This is a genomic window from Coleofasciculus sp. C1-SOL-03, from assembly GCF_040220555.1.
In the GTDB taxonomy this organism is placed as follows: domain Bacteria; phylum Cyanobacteriota; class Cyanobacteriia; order Cyanobacteriales; family Coleofasciculaceae; genus Coleofasciculus.
This window is the reverse complement of sequence record NZ_JAVJUO010000053.1, coordinates 1-20,899: the sequence shown is the minus strand read 5'-3', so window position 1 is coordinate 20,899 and position 20,899 is coordinate 1. Positions and strand designations below refer to the sequence as shown.

Genomic DNA, 20,899 nt, shown 5'->3' with positions numbered 1-20,899 from the left:
CGGACAATGACGTTAAAAACATCTCCAAGTCGGTGAAACCGATGGGGTTAAGTTCATCGGCAGGAGTTGGCAAGCCTTTGCAATAAGTTATCGTGGTCATCGCTTTTTGGTTACCTCCTGAGGTTATTGCACTATTTTTTTTGTGCTTATGACAAAGAGGACTATATTTACCAATTAAGTCAACAATATCATATCGACTCCAGACCACCAGCTGTCCGAGAAGATCATAAGCCAGCCGTTGAGTTCCCATCGGTGCAACGTGCAAGACCGTCACACAAAGTCGAGTAGCTGCTTGTTGGGGGTTAAACTAGACATTGCCTGATTATATCACAGAAAATGTCCAGTTATGTCACTAATTGTCTAGATATTTACGGACTGTTAGTTAACCCCTCTTTTTCGTGATCCAGACGCAGTTCCCCGGCTGGAGGTTGACGCAGGGATTCGGGGGTTTGTTGACCCACGGCATCTTTAGCCACCGTTACTCCCCCATCCACCAGCCAAAGCGCTCCGGTGACATAGCTGGCTTGCTCCGACGCCAGAAACGCACAAACATTGGCAATTTCCTCCGGAGTACCCCGTCGTCCCATTGGTGCCGCCATAACCAGGGTTTCCTCCATCTGGGCATCCATCGGACCAGTTTCTTGGTGCGTCCAAGCCGTATCAATCGCACCGGGACAATAACAGTTTGCCCGCACTCCATACTTCGCTTGTTCCACAGCTACCCCTTTAACAAAAGCGTGCATCCAGCCTTTGGTTCCGCCGTAGGGAGAATTTTTTGCCACACCATTAAATCCGGCTTCTGAACCAGCACAAACAATGTTACCCCGGCTTTTTTGCAAATGAGGTAGGGCATACTTAGTCATCAGGAATGCCGATCGCAGATTCATCTTCAGAGTTTGATCAAATGCCTCTATCGGATACTCTTGGGTTGGCGCCGTTGCCAGAAAGACACCAGCATTATTCACCAAAATATCTAGCGTCCCGTAGTGGTTAATCGTCGCTTCCACACAGGCTTGAGCGGGATTCATGTCCGAGACATCCCCTCGATCTGCGATCGCCTCCCCACCAAAATCGTTGATGGCTTTGGCTACCTCCTCCACTGGATCATCCGGTAATCCGTTAACCACAACCTTAGCGCCTTCTTTGGCAAACTTATGGGCGATCGCTTCCCCGATACCCGTTCCCGCACCAGTAACAATGGCGACTTTTCCCTCTAGGAGTCTACTCACAAGCCAAACCTCTTCCCCAATTATTTCTACTCTGTTCTTTTTTAAGGTCTTCTGGAATCAAGGGTCTCTACATCTATCTGCGGTAGGGTTTCTTTTTTGCAGAAATTGGTAAGTGACAAATGACCAATGACCAATGACCCATGACCCATGACCCATGACCAATGACCCATGACTTAACCGCCAACAGCCGCCAGGGTAGTCGGTTCAGCAGGTGTCGCCTCTTGTTCTCCCAGACGATTGTGATAAAGGTCGGCTAAACGCTGTTCATAGTCTGCCAAGTCCGTTTCAATCTGAGTAAACAGCACCGTTGAGGTGGGATCGGTGAATTGTTTCCGCAGATTATAGGCATCGACAACACCCGTTTGAATGTCACCGAGAGCATGGCGTAAAATGGAGAGACTGTCGTTCGGTTGCAGCCAATTTTGTAAAGCAGCGTAGGCATCTGTCGCCACTTCCGGAATCGATTCAAATGCCTGCAAATCTTTCAAGCGATTCTCCAGGATGATAATGTGTTGCTGCTTATTTTCCATAATTTCTTGCAGCAGCGATCGCAACTCTAAATCAGTGGCTTTTTGGGCATAATACTCAAACACTTTTCGCCCATATCGTTCCCCGGCTAAGGCAGTATTCAATCCATTCACAATATCCAGCTTGGTATTTCCCCCCCAAGCTTCTGCCAATTGCCACCATTGAGCCGTCATATCTGTTTCATCGGGTAAGGCTTGATCCGGAATTCCTAACCCCAAGCGGGTGAGAATGGCGGTAGTAAAGATTGCCAAATCACCGGGTTGACGAGAGGTAATTAGATTCCCATCCACGACTAAGGGTTCATCCACATAGTTCGCCCCCGCGTTGGTCATATCCTTGCGAATCGAGAGAAATCCGGTGGCATTTTTACCCTGAAGTACATCCGCTTCAATTAACACTTGCGGACCATGGCACACCGCCGCGACGAGTTTATTCAACTCCATCGCCTTTTGCACAAATTGGACGGCATTGGGATTATTTCGCATCGTATCCGGTGCCATCCCGCCGGGAATAATTACGGCATCAAAGGTGTCTGGACGGGTTTCGGTGACTGTACCATCCGGTTTAATCGAAACTTTGCCTTGTTTGCCGTGATAGGTGTCATTCATGCGCGAACCCAGCACCACAACCTGTGCGCCAGCTTGTTGCAGCGCTTTATACGGGATTTGAAACTCGGAATCTTCAAACTTCTGATCGATCAGAATGGCAACTTTTTTGGGTGTATTATCGGTTATCATCATTGGAGTTGTTAACGACTTTATAACTTACTCAAAGGTAGAAGGTAGAATTTTTCTCGCCCTGAAAATTCCACCGACTAAACAGATAGTTATTGATTATGCAATTTCAGCTTAGGAATGACTCCGGGAGATGTCATCCCCCAAAAGAAATAAAGTAGGATTCGCTCTGGGGTAATAAACCGAGTTGTCCCCGAAACGTTAAACTGTGGGTGCGGATAGTAATATATAAGGAGATATGGAACCTGAAAAGATTAACCAATCCCAATCCAAGCCCGCATCAGAATCAGACCAAAGTCAGGAAACCCACGAAATTGAACTGACCTATCGCGGACTGAGCGATCGCAACACGGCTGATGGTAGGCTGATTGAAGAATCGAGAAACCGTATGGCAAGCGGTGAACCCACCACTGGTGATGTCGATGCCAACCTCTACCAGGCAAAAGTAGGCGGCGAGGAAGCCGTTGGTGGTTTAACGCCCACGCCCGATCAAAATGTAACCCAGGAGATGGAGCGAGCCGTTGGCGTTGAAGGCGCTCAAAAAGAACCGGTGCAAGTTACGGATAAGCTAGAACAACGAGATGAGCAGCGTTGGGAGTTAGATCCGAAATCTTCTGAAGATTATTCACAACACGGGAACTAAAAATGTAGGTGGAACAAATTCAACGTAATGGCGGGGATGGTCATTTGTCATTTGTCATTCGTCATCCTTCTGTCCTCTGTCTTGTCCCTATCAAAACGGGCGTAGTTGACTCGAATTTAGTTAGGATTAATCATCGCTAATTGTATGAATCTTGAGCAAGTTCGTCCCGCCGGATATTTTTGTGGGAATCCCAGCGATGATCATAATCTTATCGTCAGCGACCACTAATTTCCGTTTTAATAACTGAGTTTGGGCTTGCTCAACTAGCTTTTCAAAAGACTCGACTTCTTCCTCTAATAACAGAGGTTTTACTCCCCAAACTAAATTCAAGTTATGGTACACTTCTAGATTAGGAGTCAGAGCAATCACAGGTGCGCGTGGACGCTCGGCGGCGGCTAGTTTGGCGGTGTGACCGGTACTCGTGAAAGCCACAATACAGCGCAAATCTAGAATCTTATCAATCGTGTTGAGTGCTTCACTTAGGGCATGAGTTTCACTGGTTGCGGCTGGGGGATAATTAACAAACTTAATTTCCGGTTCCACATCCGTAGCAATACGAGCTAGCATTGTCACCGCTTTCAGGGGATATTTACCCACGGCTGACTCCCCAGACAACATCACTGCATCTGTGCCATCAATAATTGCATTCGCCACATCACTGGCTTCAGCACGAGTCGGACGGGGATTATTAATCATACTATCGAGCATTTGGGTGGCTGTGATTGCCGGAATCCCCTTTTGGTTACATATCCGAATAATTTTCTTTTGCAGAAACGGCACTTTTTCCGGACTCATTTCCACACCCAAATCGCCCCGTGCTACCATGATTCCGTCACTCTCATTGATAATGGCTTCTAAGTTCGCGATCGCTTGAGGTTTTTCGATTTTGGCAATCACGGGTAGGGATGAGGCATTGTGTTGCTGGAGAAATCCTTTGAGAGTACGGATATCGTCCGCCGAACGAACAAAGCTTAAGGACACCCAGTCAACCTTTTGAGCAATGCCAAATTCTAAATCGTGTTGGTCTTTGTCCGTCATCGAGGGTAGGCGATTTAGACTCAATCCGGGCAGGTTAACCCCTTTACGGCTTTTGAGTACCCCGCCTTCGACAACTTCACACTTAATGGTATTGCCCTCAATGTCCTCAACCCGCAGTTCTAAAAGTCCATCATCCAGGAGAATCTGCACTCCAGGTTCCGCTTCTTGAGCCAGGTGGGGATAGTCGATAGCCACCGTTTTCGGTTGATGATTAAATTCAGAAACGGGAACTAAGGAAATGGATTCTCCTTGAACCAAGTTCAGTCCTGCATCAGGCAGTTTTCCGACTCGAATTTTCGGTCCTTGTAAGTCTTGGAGTAACGTAATCGGTGTATCTAAGTCCTCAGAAATAGACCGTAGCAAGGAAATGGTATGAGCATGGTCATCATAGCTACCATGAGAGAAGTTTAACCGTGCTACATTCATACCCACTTGCACCATTTGTTTCAGGATGTCGGGTGAATTACTCGCAGGACCAATGGTAGCAACGATTTTAGTGCGATTGGTTAGAGGTTTCATTATCAATTATCCCTAAATTGTGGTACGGACACGGCAATGCCGTACCCGATTATCCTATTTATCTCGTCCTGTCTATTCACGCTGGTTTCATGGTCACAATACCATAAGCATCCGTTGCCAGGTAATCCTGGGCAGCCTGTTGGATATCGTGAGCATTGACCGCTTGAATGCGAGCCGGATAATTTAAGGCTGGGGTTAAATCTCCTAATTGCGAGTGATAATAACCATATTGACTGGTGCGATCGCTCGGTTTCTCATTACTAAAGGTAAAGCGATTCGCCACCTGGGTGCGAATGCGGGCAATGTCCGCCGCCTCGACAACTTCCGTTTGTAACTGACGAATATGTTCCCCAATCGCCGCTTCCACAATGTCTAAGTTCTCTGTGGGAAGTTGGGCGGAAATATAAAACACCCCCTGTAGCTGCTGGGTCATATTACTCACCCCAATATGAGTCACCAGTTTATGGTCTTCGCGCAAATCTCGCACCAACCGCGACATCCGCCCCTGTCCTAAGATAGCGGCTAAAACATCTAACGCATAAGTACTTTCCAACTGCTTCAATCCTGGTACTCGCCACACCATGACCAATCGCGCCTGCTGTAATGTCGAGTCTACATACTCTTGGCGCACAATATCCGTAAACGGCGCTTCTGGCTTATAGGTAAGACGGGAGGTATACTCAGAGTCATGCTTAACCCCAGCTTGAGCAAATCCCTGCGCCACCGTTTCAATCAACTCGTCCACGGGTAAATTACCCACGGCGACGGCTGTCATCGTTTTGGGCTGATACCAGGTGCTGTGAAAATCCCGCATCTGCTGAGCGGTTAAGCTTTCAATCACAGAAGTCGGTCCAAGTACCGGGCGACGGTAGGGGAGGTAATCAAAGCTGGTTTCTAACGCCCGCCGAAAGGTGCGGCGACGGGGACTATCTTCCGAACGCCGAATTTCTTCTAACACCACTAGCCGTTCCCGTTCAAAGGCGTCATCGGGAATCAGGGGATTTAACACCACATCCAGTTGCAAGGGTGCGAGTTGGGCAAAATCCTTGGGGGCTGTGGTGATGTAATAATGGGTGTAATCATGACTGGTTGCCGCATTCGTCACCGCACCACATTCTTCAATCAGCCGCTCAAACTCGCCACTGTTCAAGCGTGGTGTTCCCTTAAAGACCATGTGTTCGAGAAAATGTGCCATCCCGTTAATCGGGTCAGGTTCAACGGCGGAACCCACATTCACCCAGACATTCAGGTTAACCGCATCGACAGGCATCTGCTCTGCCACAATGGTTAGACCATTCGGTAATGTCTCAATAGTTGGGGCATTTAGAGGTGGAGTTTTGAGCAGAGTTGAAGTCATCAGTTACTCGCTTGCTTTGCAGTTGTGCCATGTCTCTCTATATTAATGGGTTTGTCAGATTCCATCTCCTATACAACTGATGCGTCCCGATTTGATAGAACTGGCGATTTATTTCTTAAGTAAGAGGCATTTAAATAATGTATTCCCTGTTACCTGTTGCTTGTTGCCAGATGAGCTGTTGCTACGATATCAGCATCTGCTCAAATTCCCAGTGTCGTAAAATCAGTCTCAATGATTCATGAAACCTGACAACTTATACCCATACTTACAATAAACGGGTGTATGGATCACAGTACTACCCCTTCAATTAGCCGCAAACTCAGTAAATTTTCGTTTATACGGCGCTTTAAACCCCAAAACTATATCTTGTTTAGGAACTCCAGCTTCAACTAATTCGTTAGCCACCCCGATTTCTGTTCCATCCCGTTCAATCCAAATTTTACCATCTTTAATTTCCACGTAGATAATACAACCAAATATCCGCGTTAAATCTTGCCAACCAATATTAATGACTTGATAGCGATCGCGTTCCGTATCAAAGATTAGTTTTACTTCTGTATGACTATTTGATCGATTTTTTACGTGATTTTCAAGAACTCTTTGGACAATTTCTTTGTAATTCAGTTTCTCCATTGCACAATCTCCTCTCGCGCTGGGTTGAAAATTATTAATTTGAGATGATATTCACCAATAATTCTTTGAATAAATCTACGACTAAAAAACTCATCATAAACATCTACCGGAACGGCTAAATACAAAGTCCGCTCCGGTTCAGTCAATCTCAAGGCTGAACGGTAGTTGAGACATTGACCTAGTGCCGTGTGAAACTCAGTCACATCTGACGCTCCTAAAAAAGATTTTACTTCTACAGCTATCTTTTGACCAGTTTTTTCAGCTGCTAAGATTCTCTCTGCTGTTAACTCTATGTAAAAATCAATGTCTTCAACTTGAATAAATAGATGCTCATCAGTAATTGTTCATGCATCTTTTTCGAGAGCGGTTTTAAGTGTTTTATGAAATAAATCTTTGGATGGCATAAATAAATTTGAGTTGGTAGTTAATTATAAAACCTGATAGCAATTTGTGAGGAATTTCGGCTTATTGGGTATTTCCCACTAGGATATCGGAATTACTCTAAGCCAGTCGCTGTATAGATTTTATGGGTATGCTTTTGAGAGTGCGATCGCGCTGATCAACCCTTTGCGCTTTTATTACTCAATTTCTATCGATTTTTAATTCCTATACTCCTTACATCAATCGCTTTTTATATATCTTTTATTTCATTTTTTCAAGGGAAGTAACTGGCTAACGCCAGAATAAAGGTGAAAGTTTTGAGGATTATTCTACGGCATTCAAGCGCTGTAATGACCTGGCGTATTATTTTTACGTCAGGTTTTCCTTTCGCAGTTTAACCCTCTGTGATTATCCATTCAATGTGCCGTGAGCTACACAGAAGATGAAAGTGAATTTTACCTGGATTTAAGGAGTTTATCATGCATAAATTGATTGATCGTGCAAAGCTAGTGGTGCTTGTACTGCAAGTGATCTATTATCTTCTTGCAATTCCATTGGTCGGTTTGCAAGCCTATTCTTTCTTTGAGAATTCCGGTTATTTGTTCCTTTACGAATTATTGGACAATCGGGACGAACAGTCTAATTCCTAACCCTCTGGTTCTATGGCTGGAGGGTTAGGTTTTCTACTTAACTCGTCTCTCCAAACCCCCTGTATGCCTTCATTGGCATTCCTTCTGATTGTCTCCCTTGTTACTCTGCTATGTACATCCCCAACTCTCGCTTCCACGTAAACGATACATTCTCATCATCCACCTCATCCCCCTCCTGACTAATTCGCTGTTTATGTTCCAACTCCATCTGTCGCATATATTGCCTCAAAACACCACCCACAGCTACACCTCTGGTTTGGTGCAGTTGGCGGGTTAACTCCAGAAACCATTCTCGATTCGCCACTAAGTCTGATTCCTTCACCTGATACTTGAGGATTTCTGGGATAATCACCATTGGGTCATCACTCTTCGCGATCGCACTCACATGGAGGACAGGTGTATAATCGATTCGCAAACACTTTTGCCATAATTGTCCCCACTTGGCTTTGGCAATGTAGCCATGACTAAAATAGGAGGGTGGCACCATCGCTAACACATGGAAATGAGGATGTGCTGATTCTCCATCCTTACCTTTCGTCACTTCCACCGACTTAACCCATCCCTTAGCGGGCCACGCTTTTAACTCCGTCAACCGCTTAAATCCTCGATTCATCCAATTTAACGTGGTTCGCAATTCCTGCAACGGACAATTCTGAACCGTCAACGTGATAAAAAGCCAACGGGATTTAGGATAATCGGCGACAACTTGAGGAATCACCTTATACGCCCTGGCTTTCCACATCAGACTTCGCCGCCACTGACAAATCGGACAATGACGCACTCGGCAGAATCTGGCGTAAGATAGTTTAGATTCGAGCAAATCCTCCGTTGACTCTGGAACTAGGCAAAACTCCAGGAATTTAGCACAATCACGCATCCGATGAGCATAGCGCTTAAAGCTACCTTGACCTTGCCTGTAAAAATCCGAGATAATATCGGCATTGGCTCGATGTTTTTCCCAAACGTTGTGATGGGGAGACAGGTTTGATAAATTTATCTGCGCCATAAGTTAATCTCTGGATATATAATTTTTGAATTAGTTGTCCTTTTTTAGAATTACACATTATCCATAAAAAAACTGCTGACAAAAGTCTCGATTCAGGAATTTCGCCATAAAAGCTCCGTAGGGGCGCACTGACGTGCGCCCTTTCCCCCAGGTGAACCCTTCCCAGGTTGCGATCGCGTGTTTTGTGGGTTTGCTTTTTGGGAAACCCAACTTTTGAGTAATATTATGTCCAGCAAATCACCCCTAATAAAAACTTACTTTTTGTAAAGCAAAGCATCCTCATTATCATGTCCGAATCTAAAGGTTCACACTCGCCCCTACAAGCGCTCATAGCTGCTTCATTTTTACAAATGCGATCGCGTTTCGCCATTCACCCCAGCGTCAACACTTCGGCTGCAAAATTCACCGCCAGTGGTAGCATCTTCAACCACTGCAAACCGAGTAGCGGTTCAGAAATACTTGCTCCAGCTAACACTGGAATAATATATTCCCTTTCATCCAGGAAAACCCTGCCTTCATATACATCAAAAAAATCCTCCCCTTGTACCATTCGCATCGCACGTTCACCTTCAATCATCGACCAACCCAAACTTTGAACATCTTGAGTATCAAGCGCTAAGTAGCCCGTTGTAAAGCCTGTATCTAGTAACACATCAATGGGGTATCGTTCTGCATCAGCGCCAACTAAATCAATTTCAAAGATCAGTTCACCAATCTCACCAAACTTGCCTGAAATCATATCTTGCCACAAGTTCCGGTTTCGTTAAGGCGCATGATTCCCACCATACCGCTTGGGTATTTTTGACGCGCTTTTTGCATCGCTATGTCTTCATCCGGATCAATAAAATAATCCCCACTGTTTGGCTCAATAATCATAAACCAGTTGTAATGATCTTGGATAAGTTGAGGACTGACTTGAGCGAAAATCTCTCGATAGCGCTTTATCCGGGCATTTTTTTCTGCTTCCCGTCGGGCTAATTCCTCTGGGGGTATCGTAAATTCCGGAAATATTCTGCCTTGACGACGAGGATGAACGGATTTGGTGTGAGTCATCGGTTTAATTCTTAGAGGATAGCGAGAATACTAATATTTTACAAGACTGTAAACCAGCCGAATTGACACTCCCCGCCTTAGTTGTAGAGACGTAGCATGCTACGTCTCTACAACGCTACGTCTCTACAACGCTACGTCTGGAAACGAGACAGATAGGAGAGAACGATTATTATAGATGATGGCAACAGGATTGATCGGTATCGGTTTACTCCAGTCAAAGTAAAACCTTATGTCAGTTTTTAGTAAAATTCTCAGTGTAATTATCGCCGTAATTATTGGCTGTGGCGGTGTACTTGGCGTATTTTATGCCATGAATTACCTAGCCAACAGCTTACCTCATAAATGGCGATCGCGAATTCTGCCTTGGATTTATCTCGCCCCCGCCCTGCTGGTGCTGACGGCATATTTGATTCTACCCACACTGAATACAATTTACATCAGTTTTCTGGATCGGCGATCGCAAAATTTTGTCGGCTGGGAGAATTATCAGTTTGCGTTTACCAGTGAGGCGATGCTGGTGGCGTTTCGCAATAACCTGTTATGGCTGGTTCTGGTAACGGGGTTTAGTGTTGGATTTGGCTTGATTCTGGCGGTACTCATGGATAAAGTACGCTATGAACCCCTCGCCAAGTCGCTAATCTTTCTACCCATGGCAATTTCCTTTGTCGGCGCGAGTGTGATTTGGCGGTTTGTTTATGCCTTTCGCCCCGCCGGATCAGCGCAAATTGGCTTACTAAATGGTATCATCACCAGCCTGGGATTTGAACCTGTGGGGTGGTTAGTGGAACGTTCGATTAACAATTTTGCCCTAATTGCGATTATGATATGGTTGCAAACGGGTTTCTGTCTGGTGCTGCTTTCCGCCGCCGTTAAAGGAATTCCCAAAGATATTATCGAAGCCGCCCGCATGGATGGCGCGAGTGAGGTGCAAATTTTCTGGCGGATTACCATCCCGATGATTCGTTCCACCTTAGCGGTGGTGACAACGACGGTGGTGATTATGGTGCTTAAGGTGTTTGATATTGTCTTTGTAATGACGGCGGGGAATCAAGGCACCGAAGTAATTGCCTCACGGATGATTAAAGAAATGTTTAACTATCGCGACTATGGCAGGGGGAGTGCGATCGCGGTTATCTTATTACTGGCAATTGTACCAATTATGGTCGTGAATATCCGCCGCTTCCGTCAGCAAGAAACAAGCCGATGAAATCTAAACGTCGCCGTAAATCAAATTCTGTGAAACATCTGTCTCATCAGTTACAAAATGCCTTTAATAGCCTTCCGGTTCATCTAAGTTTAATCGTCATTTCCTTAATTTGGACATTACCCACCGTTGGCTTATTGATCAGTTCCCTACGCCCGAAGGATGATTTATTGGAAAGTGGCTGGTGGATGGTGTTTCAACATCCCTTTGATTTCACCCAATATCAGTTAGGAAATTATATCGATGTTTTGACGGCGGAAGGAATGGGACAAGCGTTTCTAAATAGCTTTACCATTGCCATTCCCGCTACAGTTATTCCCATCGCTATCGCCACGTTTGCGGCTTATGCATTTTCTTGGATGCAGTTTCCAGGGCGTCAGGTGTTATTTATTTTAGTCGTGGCGTTGCTGGTTGTTCCCTTACAGATGACGCTAATTCCGGTACTGCGATCCTATAATCATTTGGGATTATCGGGTTCGTTTTTAGGGGTGTGGTTAGCCCATACCGGGTATGGGATGCCGTTGGGGATTTATTTACTCCGGAATTATATCGGTTCCCTACCCAAAGATTTAATCGAAGCGGCGGCGGTGGATGGGGCGTCGCATTTGACCACATTTACACGCTTAATTGTACCCCTTTCCCTGCCCGCGATCGCATCCTTTGCTGTGTTCCAATTTTTATGGGTATGGAATGATTTATTAGTCGCCTTAGTCTATCTGGGCGGAACGCCGGATGTCGCCCCATTAACCATGCGTTTAACCACGTTGGTGGGTTCTCGCGGCGAAGCATGGCATTTACTGACAGCCGGGGCATTTGTCACCATGATTATACCCCTAATTGTGTTTTTTGCCCTACAACGGTATTTTGTCCGGGGGATTTTGGCAGGTTCGGTTAAAGGGTAATGTTATTTGTCATTTGTCCTTTGTTAGTTTCGCTTGCGCGAGTATGACGTAGCTTGCTTTAATGAAAGTCCACCTACTTACACTTGGGGTCTCTACAGCTAAATTACCATACCAATTCAGATTCTAAAATGGCTAGTGTTGTTTTTGAAGGCGTCAATAAAAAATTTGATGATTTTATCGCGGTCAATGATTTAAATCTGACCATTGACGATGGTGAATTTCTCGTCTTTGTCGGTCCCTCTGGCTGCGGAAAAACCACCTCCTTACGGATGCTGGCGGGACTTGAGGATATCACCCAAGGTAGTATTTATATTGGCGATAAGCGAGTCAATGAGATTCCACCCAAAGACCGGGATATTGCCATGGTTTTCCAATCTTATGCCCTATATCCTCACATGTCCGTCTATGAAAATATGGCATTTAGCCTGGAGTTACAAGGGAAGCGGAAAGGCGAAATTAAAACCCGTGTTGAAAGTGCCGCCAAGCAATTAGGAATTGACCATTTACTATCCCGCAAACCCAAAGAACTCTCCGGAGGACAACGCCAGCGAGTGGCGGTGGGTCGCGCTATTGTGCGTAATCCGGCTGTATTTTTAATGGATGAACCTTTATCTAATTTAGATGCGAAATTACGGGTACAGGCGCGGGCAGAAATTAATAAATTGCATCACGAATTAGGCACTACGTTTATTTATGTCACCCATGATCAAGTGGAAGCGATGACCATGGGCAGCCGGATTGCGGTGATGAATCATGGCGTCTTGCAGCAAATTGACACCCCAGAAAAGCTGTACAATTATCCGAATAATGTCTTTGTTGCGGGTTTTATTGGATCTCCAGCAATGAATTTTTTTGATGCTAAATTAATTAGTAAAGATGAGAAACTGTATGTAAAAACAGATTCATTTGAACTCCAGATACCTCCAGAAAAAGCCCTGTTTTATCAACATTATTCAGGAGAAGAAGTTATCTTTGGCATTCGCCCAGAAAATATTCATGATCCTGACTATATTCCCCCAGATATTCGTCCAGCTTCTATCAAAGCGACTGTATCCGTTACGGAAATGATGGGGAATGAAATCATTGTCTATCTGACAACGCCAAGCAATCACGAATTTATTGCCAGAGTTGATCCGCGATCGCGCATGAGTGTGGGACAATCAATTAGTGTGGTGTTTGATCGGTCTCAGTTTCACCTGTTTGACAAGCACAGCCAACAAGCGATTACCTGATTCTCGGTTCCCTTGAACAGGGTGGAACGTCTGTATAGAGGCAAAAACTGATTATGTCTAATCCATTGGTCAATCTCCAAATCAACAATTTTCGCTGTCTGGCGAATGTTCCCATTACCACCAATCCCCTCAACGTTTTATTTGGACCCAATGGAGCAGGAAAATCAACGTTTCTCGATACAATCTGGTTTGTTCGAGACTGTGCAATTCGGGGAGTGTCCTTAGCGGCTTCTGATAGAGATCATGGTATTGGTTTACTGTGGGATGGTGCTGAGGATGGAGAAACGATATCGATTACTATTCAAACTCAATCCGCTACCTATCAAATTACGTTTGGTTATTCATCGGGGAGGATAGAACCCTTTGTCGGAGAACAGTTGTATACAACTGATGACAATATTTGTTTAATTGACCGCAAAATAGGAAGTGATAAAGCGTCTTTTTATCAGGTGGGGCGAGGACAATCCCAATACATTTCTCTCAAAGATCCCGAAAAACTGGCTTTAACGCGGTATGTAGACTGGGAAGATAGTGCATCAGCGGCGGCTGATATTGAAAATTTACTGCGCCTTGTCCATCGCTATGACTCCCGTTCTGCGTCTCTATTTAAACTAAAACGATTGGGTTCGGAATCAGATTATGGTGATAGATTACAGGATCGGTGTGAAAATTTATGGTCAGTCTTGCGAAATTTACATGATCGGCGAGTGGTTGATGACCGATATGACACGATAATTCATTTCATGAAAGAAAGTTTTCCGTCGTTCAATGGTTTAGCCTTTGAGCAAACAGGTCGATATACAGTTTATACGAATTTTTTAGATGAAAGGCGTCAAGGTTTAATTCGAGCATCAGGGGTATCCGATGGTCATCTTCAGATGCTGATTAATCTCACCGCCTTGTTTTCTGAAGGGTCAAACCGATATTCATTAATTTTACTCGATGAACCGGAACTATCCCTTCATCCTTGGGCATTAGCGGTTTTAGCTAAAGCGGTGAAACTGGCGACCCAAGAATGGAATAAGCAGGTTTTTATAGCGACGCATTCTCCTGTTTTGATCAGTCAGTTTGAGCCAACGAATATATTAGCAGCGGAACTTGACGGGCAAGGAAAAACGGTGATCAAACGGGTCAGTGAGATAGAAGCTATCCAAGATTTGCTAGAAGACTATGCTACGGGTTCGCTGTATATGGCTGAGATGATTGCACCTCAAAGTAAGTCTCCATTTGAGGAGGAGAGGTGATGAGTAGTAGAACTAATACGGATAGTCAAAAATATCATTATTTTCAATTCGGATTGCTGGTTACAGGCGAAACAGAAGCCGAACATCTGCCTAAATTATTTAAATCTCTAATGGAATCGGGTTGGTGTACGTTTAAAGTCCTGCGCCGTGTTCCTCAACTTCCGCCCGACTATTCACAGAAAAAGAAGAAAAAACTTAAAGCTACTGGAACGAATAAGGGAATTCCGGATAAATATATTCAACAAATTGCCTGGGAAGCGAGAAAACATTTAAACAGACCAGATACTTATGTCATCATGGTGGATGACCTAGAGCATGATCGTAGGCAACAAGCACAACAGGTTTTTGAGCGATACCGAGAAATCCTTGATACGCTTCCGGCGACCCAAAGAACTCACGCTTCTGTTCATTTTTTGGTGAATATGCTAGAAGCTTACTATTTAGCTGATGCCAATGCCATTAACGCCGTCCTAGGAACATCTTTAGCTGATTATCAAGGGGATGTGGAAGATATTCGTCATCCTAAAAATTATCTCGGAAACCTATATCCTAATTTCAAGGAAAAGGAACATGGTGGGAAGATACTTCAGCGGCTTAATGTCGAACATGTTTTGTCTTGTCCGGATACCTGTAAATCTCTAAGAACTCTATTCAAATGGTCTGTTTTATGTATGGGACAACCGTTGAGTGATCAGTATCAACTTCTTAATGGGAAAGTATTTGATATCACGCGATCGCAACTCGATTATACTGATCAATGAACCCTAATATCCTCGATTGAGTAAAGGGCGACCCAACTCCACTGGAGGGATTCTAAGCAAGATCCCCGACTTCTCCAAGAAGTCGGGGATCTGTCTGTGTACCTAACTTACTACCAAAAGTGCTGTAATTGATGCCAGGGGGATACCCCTACAATGAATTCTGGATCATCCATATCACCGAAACCCTTGATCTACCGTAGGGTGGGGATTGTCCACCAGCTTATGCGTCAGTATCATTCAGGTTAAATACGTTTGCAATTTTTCGGCAAGTCGTTCAATTTGAGGTGACTGCAAAAAACTATTATGATATCCTGGAATCTCTTGAACGTCTAAACCTGCCCTAGCTAAATTGCTAAACATTTCATGGCTCAAGTTTCTTAACTCACTGGAAATAAAGAGATTGATTTTACCTGGATAAGCTTGGGGTATGTAATTATTCGTCGCTTGTCTAAACTGTTCCAGAACCTCGTTTGCTTTTAGCCGACGCGGTATGGGCGTGTCTAAACGTGAATATAATTTACTTAGAGCTTTTTTGAGATTCAATCGTATCCTCTCAATTAAACAAAATAATTTTCTTTGATATCTGATTTTCTGAAACAAATAACTTAATCCTAATTCACGCAAATTCTGATAGTGAAAATTGAACCCAACTTGCTCAATTCCCCATATCGCATCAATTAACCCTAAGAAATTTACCTGATCACCTTGATCATAAAGTTGTTGAGCAATTTCAAAGGCTAAATAAGAATCATTACAATATGCCACTAAAGAATAAGGACCTTGAGGTTGAATTTGGCGCATGTCTTCGATAAACTTCTGAGCAATATCGTTGAGCGTAAATTGAGAAAAATTTTGTGTCAAATAGTCGATAACTTCAAAAATATTAACACAATAAACGGGTTGATCTTTGGGAAAATATGAGCTAAGCTTCCAGGCATAGTTGATCGAATTAACAAAAAATAAAGGCGGTTTATTTCCGTTGGGGTTAATTGTAACAACTGAGGATTCAGGAACAATCTCTTGTTCCGTCTGTAATATCTTAGCTAATTCTTCAATCGTTGGGGCTTCAAATACTGTCGTCACCGGAAGATCTTGACCTGTCTGTTGTTGAATTTTACTAAATAGTCGTAGTCCGAGCAAAGAATGCCCGCCTAATTCAAAGAAGTTATCACGAATACCAATAGGTTTAAGATGAAAAACAGTTTCCCAGATGTTCTGGAGTTGCCGTTCTAATTCATTGCGCGGTTCAACAAACTGATGTTTGCTGCCAGCAGTATTGGGTACAGATAACGCTTCGTCAGCACTTGGACTTGGTAATAGTTGACTTGCTTCAGCTTCGGTTAACAGAGGCAACTGTTTAATCGGTTGTTCGGGATGGGTAATAATTTCCTGGAGTAATTGTTGAAAATGTCCAATCAAACGAGTAATTGTCTGATCGTTATACAGAGCCGTATTATATTCAATTGAGCATTTTAATCCTTGCGCTTTCGGCTCAACTAAAAAAACCAAATCGCAAATCGCCGCTCCTTTATTGAACCTTTTATCAGTAATTTTAAGTCCAGGTAATTCAAGATCACGCTGAGGAACATTCAGCAAAATGAAAACCACCTGAAACCAGGGATAATAACTAAGATTTCGTTTATATTTAAAGTTTGATAACACCTTCTCCGCCGGAAAATCTAGATAGGTATACCCCTCTAATGATACCTTTTTGACCTGTGCCAGGAATTCCCGGAAAGACGGATTGTTATTGATCTGAGTCCTTAACGGAATAATATTGGCAAAGCAACCAACTAAATTTTCTAAGCTGCTATAGTTGCGGCTAGCAATTGGAGAGCCAATCACAATATCGTCTTGATGACTATAACGATGAAGTAAAATTTGGAACACAGCGATTAGCACCATAAATAGGGTAGCGCCATGAGCTTGACTGAACGCCTCAATTTGATTCCTGACGTCTTGGTTAATGTGAAAATATTGAATCGTTCCTTTAAATGTTTGTCTAGCAGGACGAGGATGATCTGTGGGTAAGTTTAACAAAGGTAAAACACCCGTAAGTTGATTCGTCCAATAGTTGAGGAGTGCGGTTTCAGTGTCTCGTTGTCGTTGTTGATGCCATAGGGTGAAATCACCATAATTCACCTGAATTTCTGGTAAGTCTAATTGACGTTCTTGGACAAAATGAGTATAGAATAGCGAAATTTCATTTAATAAGACGCCCAACGACCAACCATCACTGATAATGTGATGGCAAGTCATCATTAAAATAGAATCATCTGTTCGCAATTGGAATAATTTAACCCGAATCAGAGGATCGGCTTGCAGATTAAAGGCGTGGCTGGCTTCTTGATTAATTAAGGTTTGAATATGTTGTTCTTCCTCGGCTTGACTCAACTGTTCAGTGTTCACATCTACAACAGCAATCTTAATCTTGAGTTCAGGGAGAATGTGTTGTCTGGGTAATCCATTCACCACCGAAAAAATAGTGCGTAGAGATTCATGGCGTTTGATCACCTGATTAATCGCTTTTTCCAATAGTGTAATATTCAGCGTCCCCTGAAGACGGAACACCATGGGTAAGTTGTAAATGGCGTGTTGTTCGGCGCGTTGTGCCAATAACCAGATTCTTTCTTGGTAAACGGTTAAGGGTAAATCATGACCATGATTAATTGGCTTTAACGGATGAATTTCGCTAACATCATCCTGGAGAGTGCGATGCGTCACATATTCGGCTAAACTGGCAACAGTTGCTGCAGAGGATTCACGGTTTTGCAGCATCACGGATACCGGAATATCCACGCCAAATGCATCTCGAATCCGAGACAAAATGCGAGTCGCTTGTAAAGAATTTCCGCCTAAATCGGTTAAGGTTTCATTAACGCCCACTTCAAAACCTAAAACCTCTTGCCAGATTGCCGCCATCCGATGTTCTGTTGGATTAGAAGGCTTGACTAATTGGCGATTTGACCCTAAACTCTGATCAGGTTTCGGTAAGGCTCGTCGATCTACCTTACCATTAATATTTAAGGGGAATTGATCTAAAACAATAAAGGCTGATGGAATCATGTAACTGGGCAGTTTTTTGAGCAGAAAGGATTTGATTGGCTCCGGATTTAATTCCAGATGATTTTTTTCGGGGACAAGATACGCCACTAAACGCTTATCCCCAGGTGTATCTTCCCTGGCTAAAACCACAACATTCCGCACATTCGGATAGTTCTGTAAAACTGCCTCAATTTCTGCTAATTCAACGCGAAATCCACGAATTTTAACTTGGAAATCAAATCGTCCTAAAAACTCAATTACGCCATCGTCTCGCCAACGAACTTTATCTCCTGTTTTATACAAACGAGCGTTCGGATCATGACTAAAGGGATTGGCAATAAACCGCTTTTGGGTTAAATCGGGTTGATTCAGATAACCCCGGGCTAATCCATCGCCGCCAATGTATAATTCTCCGGGATGACCAATGGGAACCTGTTGTAAGTTAGGATTGAGAATATAGACTTGGGTATTGGCAATCGGACGCCCGATAGGAATAGAGGGTTTTGTGGTGTCTTTTAGTGTAATTTGATGACAACAGGTAAAGGTGGTGTTTTCGGTGGGTCCGTAGCCATTAATTAATTGACAATCGGGTAACTCAGTTAAGACTTTTTTGACATGGGGAACTGATAAAACATCACCACCTGCTAAGAGTTGCCGTAAGGGTTTAAGGGCTTCTATCTGTTCCTCAACCATTAAATGAAATAAGCCAGCGGTTAACCATAATGTGGTGATTTTGTGTTGTTGAATAGCAGTACCAATTTCTTGCAAAGAGGGTATCTTCGCGGGCATCAAAACCAGTTTACCGCCATTGAGTAAAGCTCCCCAAATTTCAAAGGTTGCCGCATCAAAGGCGATAGAAGCTAGTTGTAACACGACTTCATCGGCACCAAAGTGGGCATAATTGGTATTTTTGACCAGCCGAACTACGCCGCGATGGGGTACACAAACGCCTTTTGGTTTACCCGTGGAACCGGATGTGTACATCACATAAGCTAAATTGTGACTATTAACGTGATGGGTTGGTGGAACAGGAGGAGAAGATGTTGTTGAATTGAAATAATCGTCCAGACCTAGGAGATGCAGGGAGTCTGGGAGTTTTGGCAGAGCGGTTATTTTATTTTTTTGTGTAATTAAAATAGGGGCTTGGGCATCCGCTAAGATTGTGTTTAACCGCTGGGGTGGGGTGGAGGGTTCTAAGGGTAAATAAGCGCCACCTGCTTTGAGAATGGCTAAGATTGTAATAATTAATTCTGGAGACCGTTCTAAATAAAAGCTAACTAGGGTTTCTGTGGTTACGCCAAGACTTTGTAAATACTGGGCAAGTTGATTAGATTGTTGCTCAAGTTCCTGGTAGGTAAGCTGCTGATTCTGGTACGCGATCGCAATGGCATCAGGACTTTTTGCTGCTTGGCGTTGAAATAAGTCATGAATGGTAGAATTGTAAGGATAGTCCGTTTGTGTGGTTGTCCATTTTTGCAGCAATTTATGGTGTTTAAATTCAGGTAGTGAGAGTGGACTATTCATTTTTATTTCATTGATATAGTGCGTTAAAACTCAAGTTTTTTCGCATTTGTTTGACATAAATAACTTGAGTTTAAACCTGGTTCGTAATAGCTATTGCTTTAATTTTACTCAAAAATGGTAGGCTAGTCAATTTGATCATTCCGATAGCGTTTGATCGGAATAGGTAAGACAAAGCATTAGCCTTGCCTCACCCATGTCATTGGTTCAGGACAAGCATTCCCTATCCCCTAGGAATTAGAAAATGAAGTGGCTAGCAGACAAGCTGTTGACATTAGCATTTGCCATCTCAACTAGAGCTACCGGATCATAATCATCACCAAAACCATCTTGATCAACGCTGACAACTGCACCGTAGGAATTGGAGCCAAGTTGTACATAACCATCGCTGATCGGATCATTGCCGACATAGCCAATTGCATCAAGAACTTGACTCACATCAATGACATCAGCACCGACTTCAAAGTCAGTAATCTGATCACGGCGATCGTTGAGACTGGTGAAGACAAATTTGTCAGCACCGCCACCTCCGGTTAAAAGATCCCAGCTAGCGTAACCCACCAGCGTCTCATCAGCATCCGTACCCACCAGTTGATCAACACCAGATGTTCCGGTAATTTCATCCGCTGCGGCTGCGTTCGTCGCTGCATCTGTATTGACCAACTTGATATAGTCAAATCGGGCATACTCATTGCCATCTTCCCACCCGAATAACTTGATGGTGTCACCGTTTTCGATGTGAACATCATTCCCCACTTGGCGGGTGACAAAGTTGTCAGGCGAAGCCAGATGAGAGGCTAAGTCTTGGTCAAATGTCCAATAGTCTAGAACATCGCCACCAATTTTCACTTTGGCATCAGCTTGACCATCGTTTTCGTCGTAATAACCGACAATCACATTATAAGTTCCGGTTTCACCATCAAAGGTGGTACTGGCATAACCACTATGATCAGACAGCTTAATCAGTTCGCCACCAGAAGCGAAGTTCTCATGCTCAGTTTGGTAATCATTTAGGTGCATATCCTCAGCTTCAATCAGGATATGTGCTGATGTGGAAGCGGTATCAGTAGGATTCACGTAGCCACTGGTATCACTGTCGCTGACGGTATCGGCTTGAACTGTCGCCACATTTTGATATTCCCCAAAACTGGTTTCGGTGACGGAAACATCCAGTTTCTTCAGCTTAAAGGAGTCATTGCTGCCATGGGTGTAGGCAGAA

The 20,899-nt window shown here is 43.8% G+C and carries 16 protein-coding genes and 2 pseudogenes; 6 read left to right on the top strand and 12 right to left on the bottom strand.

The window, feature by feature from the left end; translation table 11 throughout:
• The 3 genes and pseudogenes from RIE73_RS07735 to RIE73_RS07725 all read right to left on the bottom strand — a co-directional run.
• Positions 1-250 (bottom strand): annotated as a pseudogene (locus tag RIE73_RS07735) (hypothetical protein); the annotation flags it as partial.
• A 118-nt stretch (positions 251-368) separates the two neighbouring features.
• On the bottom strand, positions 369-1,229 hold the full coding sequence (locus RIE73_RS07730; protein ID WP_446400641.1) for an SDR family NAD(P)-dependent oxidoreductase: 861 nt from the start codon (positions 1,227-1,229) through the stop codon (positions 369-371).
• Between the two features lie 173 nt (positions 1,230-1,402).
• A complete protein-coding gene (locus tag RIE73_RS07725) occupies positions 1,403-2,497 on the bottom strand; it encodes a DJ-1/PfpI/YhbO family deglycase/protease (RefSeq protein WP_446400640.1) in 1,095 nt (364 codons plus the stop codon).
• 232 nt (positions 2,498-2,729) lie between these two features.
• Between RIE73_RS07725 and RIE73_RS07720 the strand changes: the two genes are divergently transcribed.
• Positions 2,730-3,134: a DUF6335 family protein gene (locus RIE73_RS07720; protein ID WP_446400639.1), complete on the top strand. Its 405-nt coding sequence runs from the start codon at positions 2,730-2,732 to the stop codon at positions 3,132-3,134.
• A gap of 126 nt (positions 3,135-3,260) precedes the next feature.
• Here RIE73_RS07720 and pyk read toward each other — a convergent pair whose 3' ends face one another.
• The 7 genes and pseudogenes from pyk to RIE73_RS07685 form a co-directional block, all read right to left on the bottom strand.
• Positions 3,261-4,691, bottom strand: coding sequence for a pyruvate kinase (gene pyk / locus RIE73_RS07715; protein WP_446400638.1), 1,431 nt, complete (start codon positions 4,689-4,691; stop codon positions 3,261-3,263).
• 76 nt (positions 4,692-4,767) lie between these two features.
• Entirely contained in the window at positions 4,768-6,048 is a 1,281-nt protein-coding gene (locus tag RIE73_RS07710; RefSeq protein ID WP_446400637.1) for a M16 family metallopeptidase, read from the bottom strand.
• A gap of 303 nt (positions 6,049-6,351) precedes the next feature.
• Entirely contained in the window at positions 6,352-6,681 is a 330-nt protein-coding gene (locus RIE73_RS07705) for an element excision factor XisI family protein (protein WP_446400636.1), read from the bottom strand.
• A pseudogene (locus tag RIE73_RS07700) lies at positions 6,669-7,085 on the bottom strand (element excision factor XisH family protein). The gene RIE73_RS07705 and the pseudogene RIE73_RS07700 overlap by 13 nt, the downstream one beginning before the upstream one ends.
• 727 nt (positions 7,086-7,812) lie before the next feature.
• Positions 7,813-8,718 (bottom strand): protein rep, encoded by a 906-nt coding sequence (locus RIE73_RS07695; protein WP_446400635.1) that lies wholly within the window; start codon positions 8,716-8,718, stop codon positions 7,813-7,815.
• A 370-nt stretch (positions 8,719-9,088) separates the two neighbouring features.
• On the bottom strand, positions 9,089-9,457 hold the full coding sequence (locus RIE73_RS07690; RefSeq protein WP_446400634.1) for an aspartyl protease: 369 nt from the start codon (positions 9,455-9,457) through the stop codon (positions 9,089-9,091).
• Positions 9,454-9,771 carry a hypothetical protein gene (locus RIE73_RS07685; protein WP_446400633.1) on the bottom strand — a complete coding sequence of 106 codons (318 nt, stop codon included), beginning with the start codon at positions 9,769-9,771 and terminating at the stop codon, positions 9,454-9,456. The genes RIE73_RS07690 and RIE73_RS07685 overlap by 4 nt, the downstream gene beginning before the upstream one ends.
• Positions 9,772-10,000: 229 nt before the next feature.
• Between RIE73_RS07685 and RIE73_RS07680 the strand changes: the two genes are divergently transcribed.
• From RIE73_RS07680 to RIE73_RS07660, 5 genes are all read left to right on the top strand, one after another.
• Positions 10,001-10,978, top strand: coding sequence for a carbohydrate ABC transporter permease (locus tag RIE73_RS07680; RefSeq protein WP_446400632.1), 978 nt, complete (start codon positions 10,001-10,003; stop codon positions 10,976-10,978).
• Entirely contained in the window at positions 10,975-11,877 is a 903-nt protein-coding gene (locus RIE73_RS07675) for a carbohydrate ABC transporter permease (RefSeq protein ID WP_446400631.1), read from the top strand. The genes RIE73_RS07680 and RIE73_RS07675 overlap by 4 nt, the downstream gene beginning before the upstream one ends.
• A gap of 128 nt (positions 11,878-12,005) precedes the next feature.
• Positions 12,006-13,109, top strand: coding sequence for an ABC transporter ATP-binding protein (locus tag RIE73_RS07670; RefSeq protein WP_446400630.1), 1,104 nt, complete (start codon positions 12,006-12,008; stop codon positions 13,107-13,109).
• Between the two features lie 53 nt (positions 13,110-13,162).
• A complete protein-coding gene (locus tag RIE73_RS07665; RefSeq protein ID WP_446400629.1) occupies positions 13,163-14,353 on the top strand; it encodes an AAA family ATPase in 1,191 nt (396 codons plus the stop codon).
• Complete coding sequence (locus RIE73_RS07660) at positions 14,353-15,114, top strand: DUF4276 family protein (RefSeq protein ID WP_446400628.1); 762 nt, start codon at positions 14,353-14,355, stop codon at positions 15,112-15,114. Before RIE73_RS07665 ends, RIE73_RS07660 begins: the two co-directional genes overlap by 1 nt.
• A 237-nt stretch (positions 15,115-15,351) precedes the next feature.
• Here the strand turns inward: RIE73_RS07660 and RIE73_RS07655 are convergent, their stop codons facing one another.
• Positions 15,352-19,683 carry an amino acid adenylation domain-containing protein gene (locus RIE73_RS07655; RefSeq protein WP_446400627.1) on the bottom strand — a complete coding sequence of 1,444 codons (4,332 nt, stop codon included), beginning with the start codon at positions 19,681-19,683 and terminating at the stop codon, positions 15,352-15,354.
• 234 nt (positions 19,684-19,917) lie between these two features.
• Positions 19,918-20,899: M10 family metallopeptidase C-terminal domain-containing protein (locus tag RIE73_RS07650; RefSeq protein WP_446400626.1), on the bottom strand; the 982-nt coding region annotated here is incomplete at its 5' end.

Bases quoted from the DNA above. Each gene is read 5' to 3' on its own strand.
- pyk (WP_446400638.1), bottom strand. From the start codon at position 4,691: ATGAAACCTCTAACCAATCGCACTAAAATCGTTGCTACCATTGGTCCT.
- RIE73_RS07690 (WP_446400634.1), bottom strand. From the start codon at position 9,457: ATGATTTCAGGCAAGTTTGGTGAGATTGGTGAACTGATCTTTGAAATT.
- RIE73_RS07670 (WP_446400630.1), top strand. From the start codon at position 12,006: ATGGCTAGTGTTGTTTTTGAAGGCGTCAATAAAAAATTTGATGATTTT.
- RIE73_RS07665 (WP_446400629.1), top strand. From the start codon at position 13,163: ATGTCTAATCCATTGGTCAATCTCCAAATCAACAATTTTCGCTGTCTG.
- RIE73_RS07720 (WP_446400639.1), top strand. From the start codon at position 2,730: ATGGAACCTGAAAAGATTAACCAATCCCAATCCAAGCCCGCATCAGAA.
- RIE73_RS07710 (WP_446400637.1), bottom strand. From the start codon at position 6,048: ATGACTTCAACTCTGCTCAAAACTCCACCTCTAAATGCCCCAACTATT.
- RIE73_RS07680 (WP_446400632.1), top strand. From the start codon at position 10,001: ATGTCAGTTTTTAGTAAAATTCTCAGTGTAATTATCGCCGTAATTATT.
- RIE73_RS07675 (WP_446400631.1), top strand. From the start codon at position 10,975: ATGAAATCTAAACGTCGCCGTAAATCAAATTCTGTGAAACATCTGTCT.
- RIE73_RS07705 (WP_446400636.1), bottom strand. From the start codon at position 6,681: ATGGAGAAACTGAATTACAAAGAAATTGTCCAAAGAGTTCTTGAAAAT.
- RIE73_RS07685 (WP_446400633.1), bottom strand. From the start codon at position 9,771: ATGACTCACACCAAATCCGTTCATCCTCGTCGTCAAGGCAGAATATTT.
- RIE73_RS07695 (WP_446400635.1), bottom strand. From the start codon at position 8,718: ATGGCGCAGATAAATTTATCAAACCTGTCTCCCCATCACAACGTTTGG.
- RIE73_RS07660 (WP_446400628.1), top strand. From the start codon at position 14,353: ATGAGTAGTAGAACTAATACGGATAGTCAAAAATATCATTATTTTCAA.
- RIE73_RS07725 (WP_446400640.1), bottom strand. From the start codon at position 2,497: ATGATGATAACCGATAATACACCCAAAAAAGTTGCCATTCTGATCGAT.
- RIE73_RS07655 (WP_446400627.1), bottom strand. From the start codon at position 19,683: ATGAATAGTCCACTCTCACTACCTGAATTTAAACACCATAAATTGCTG.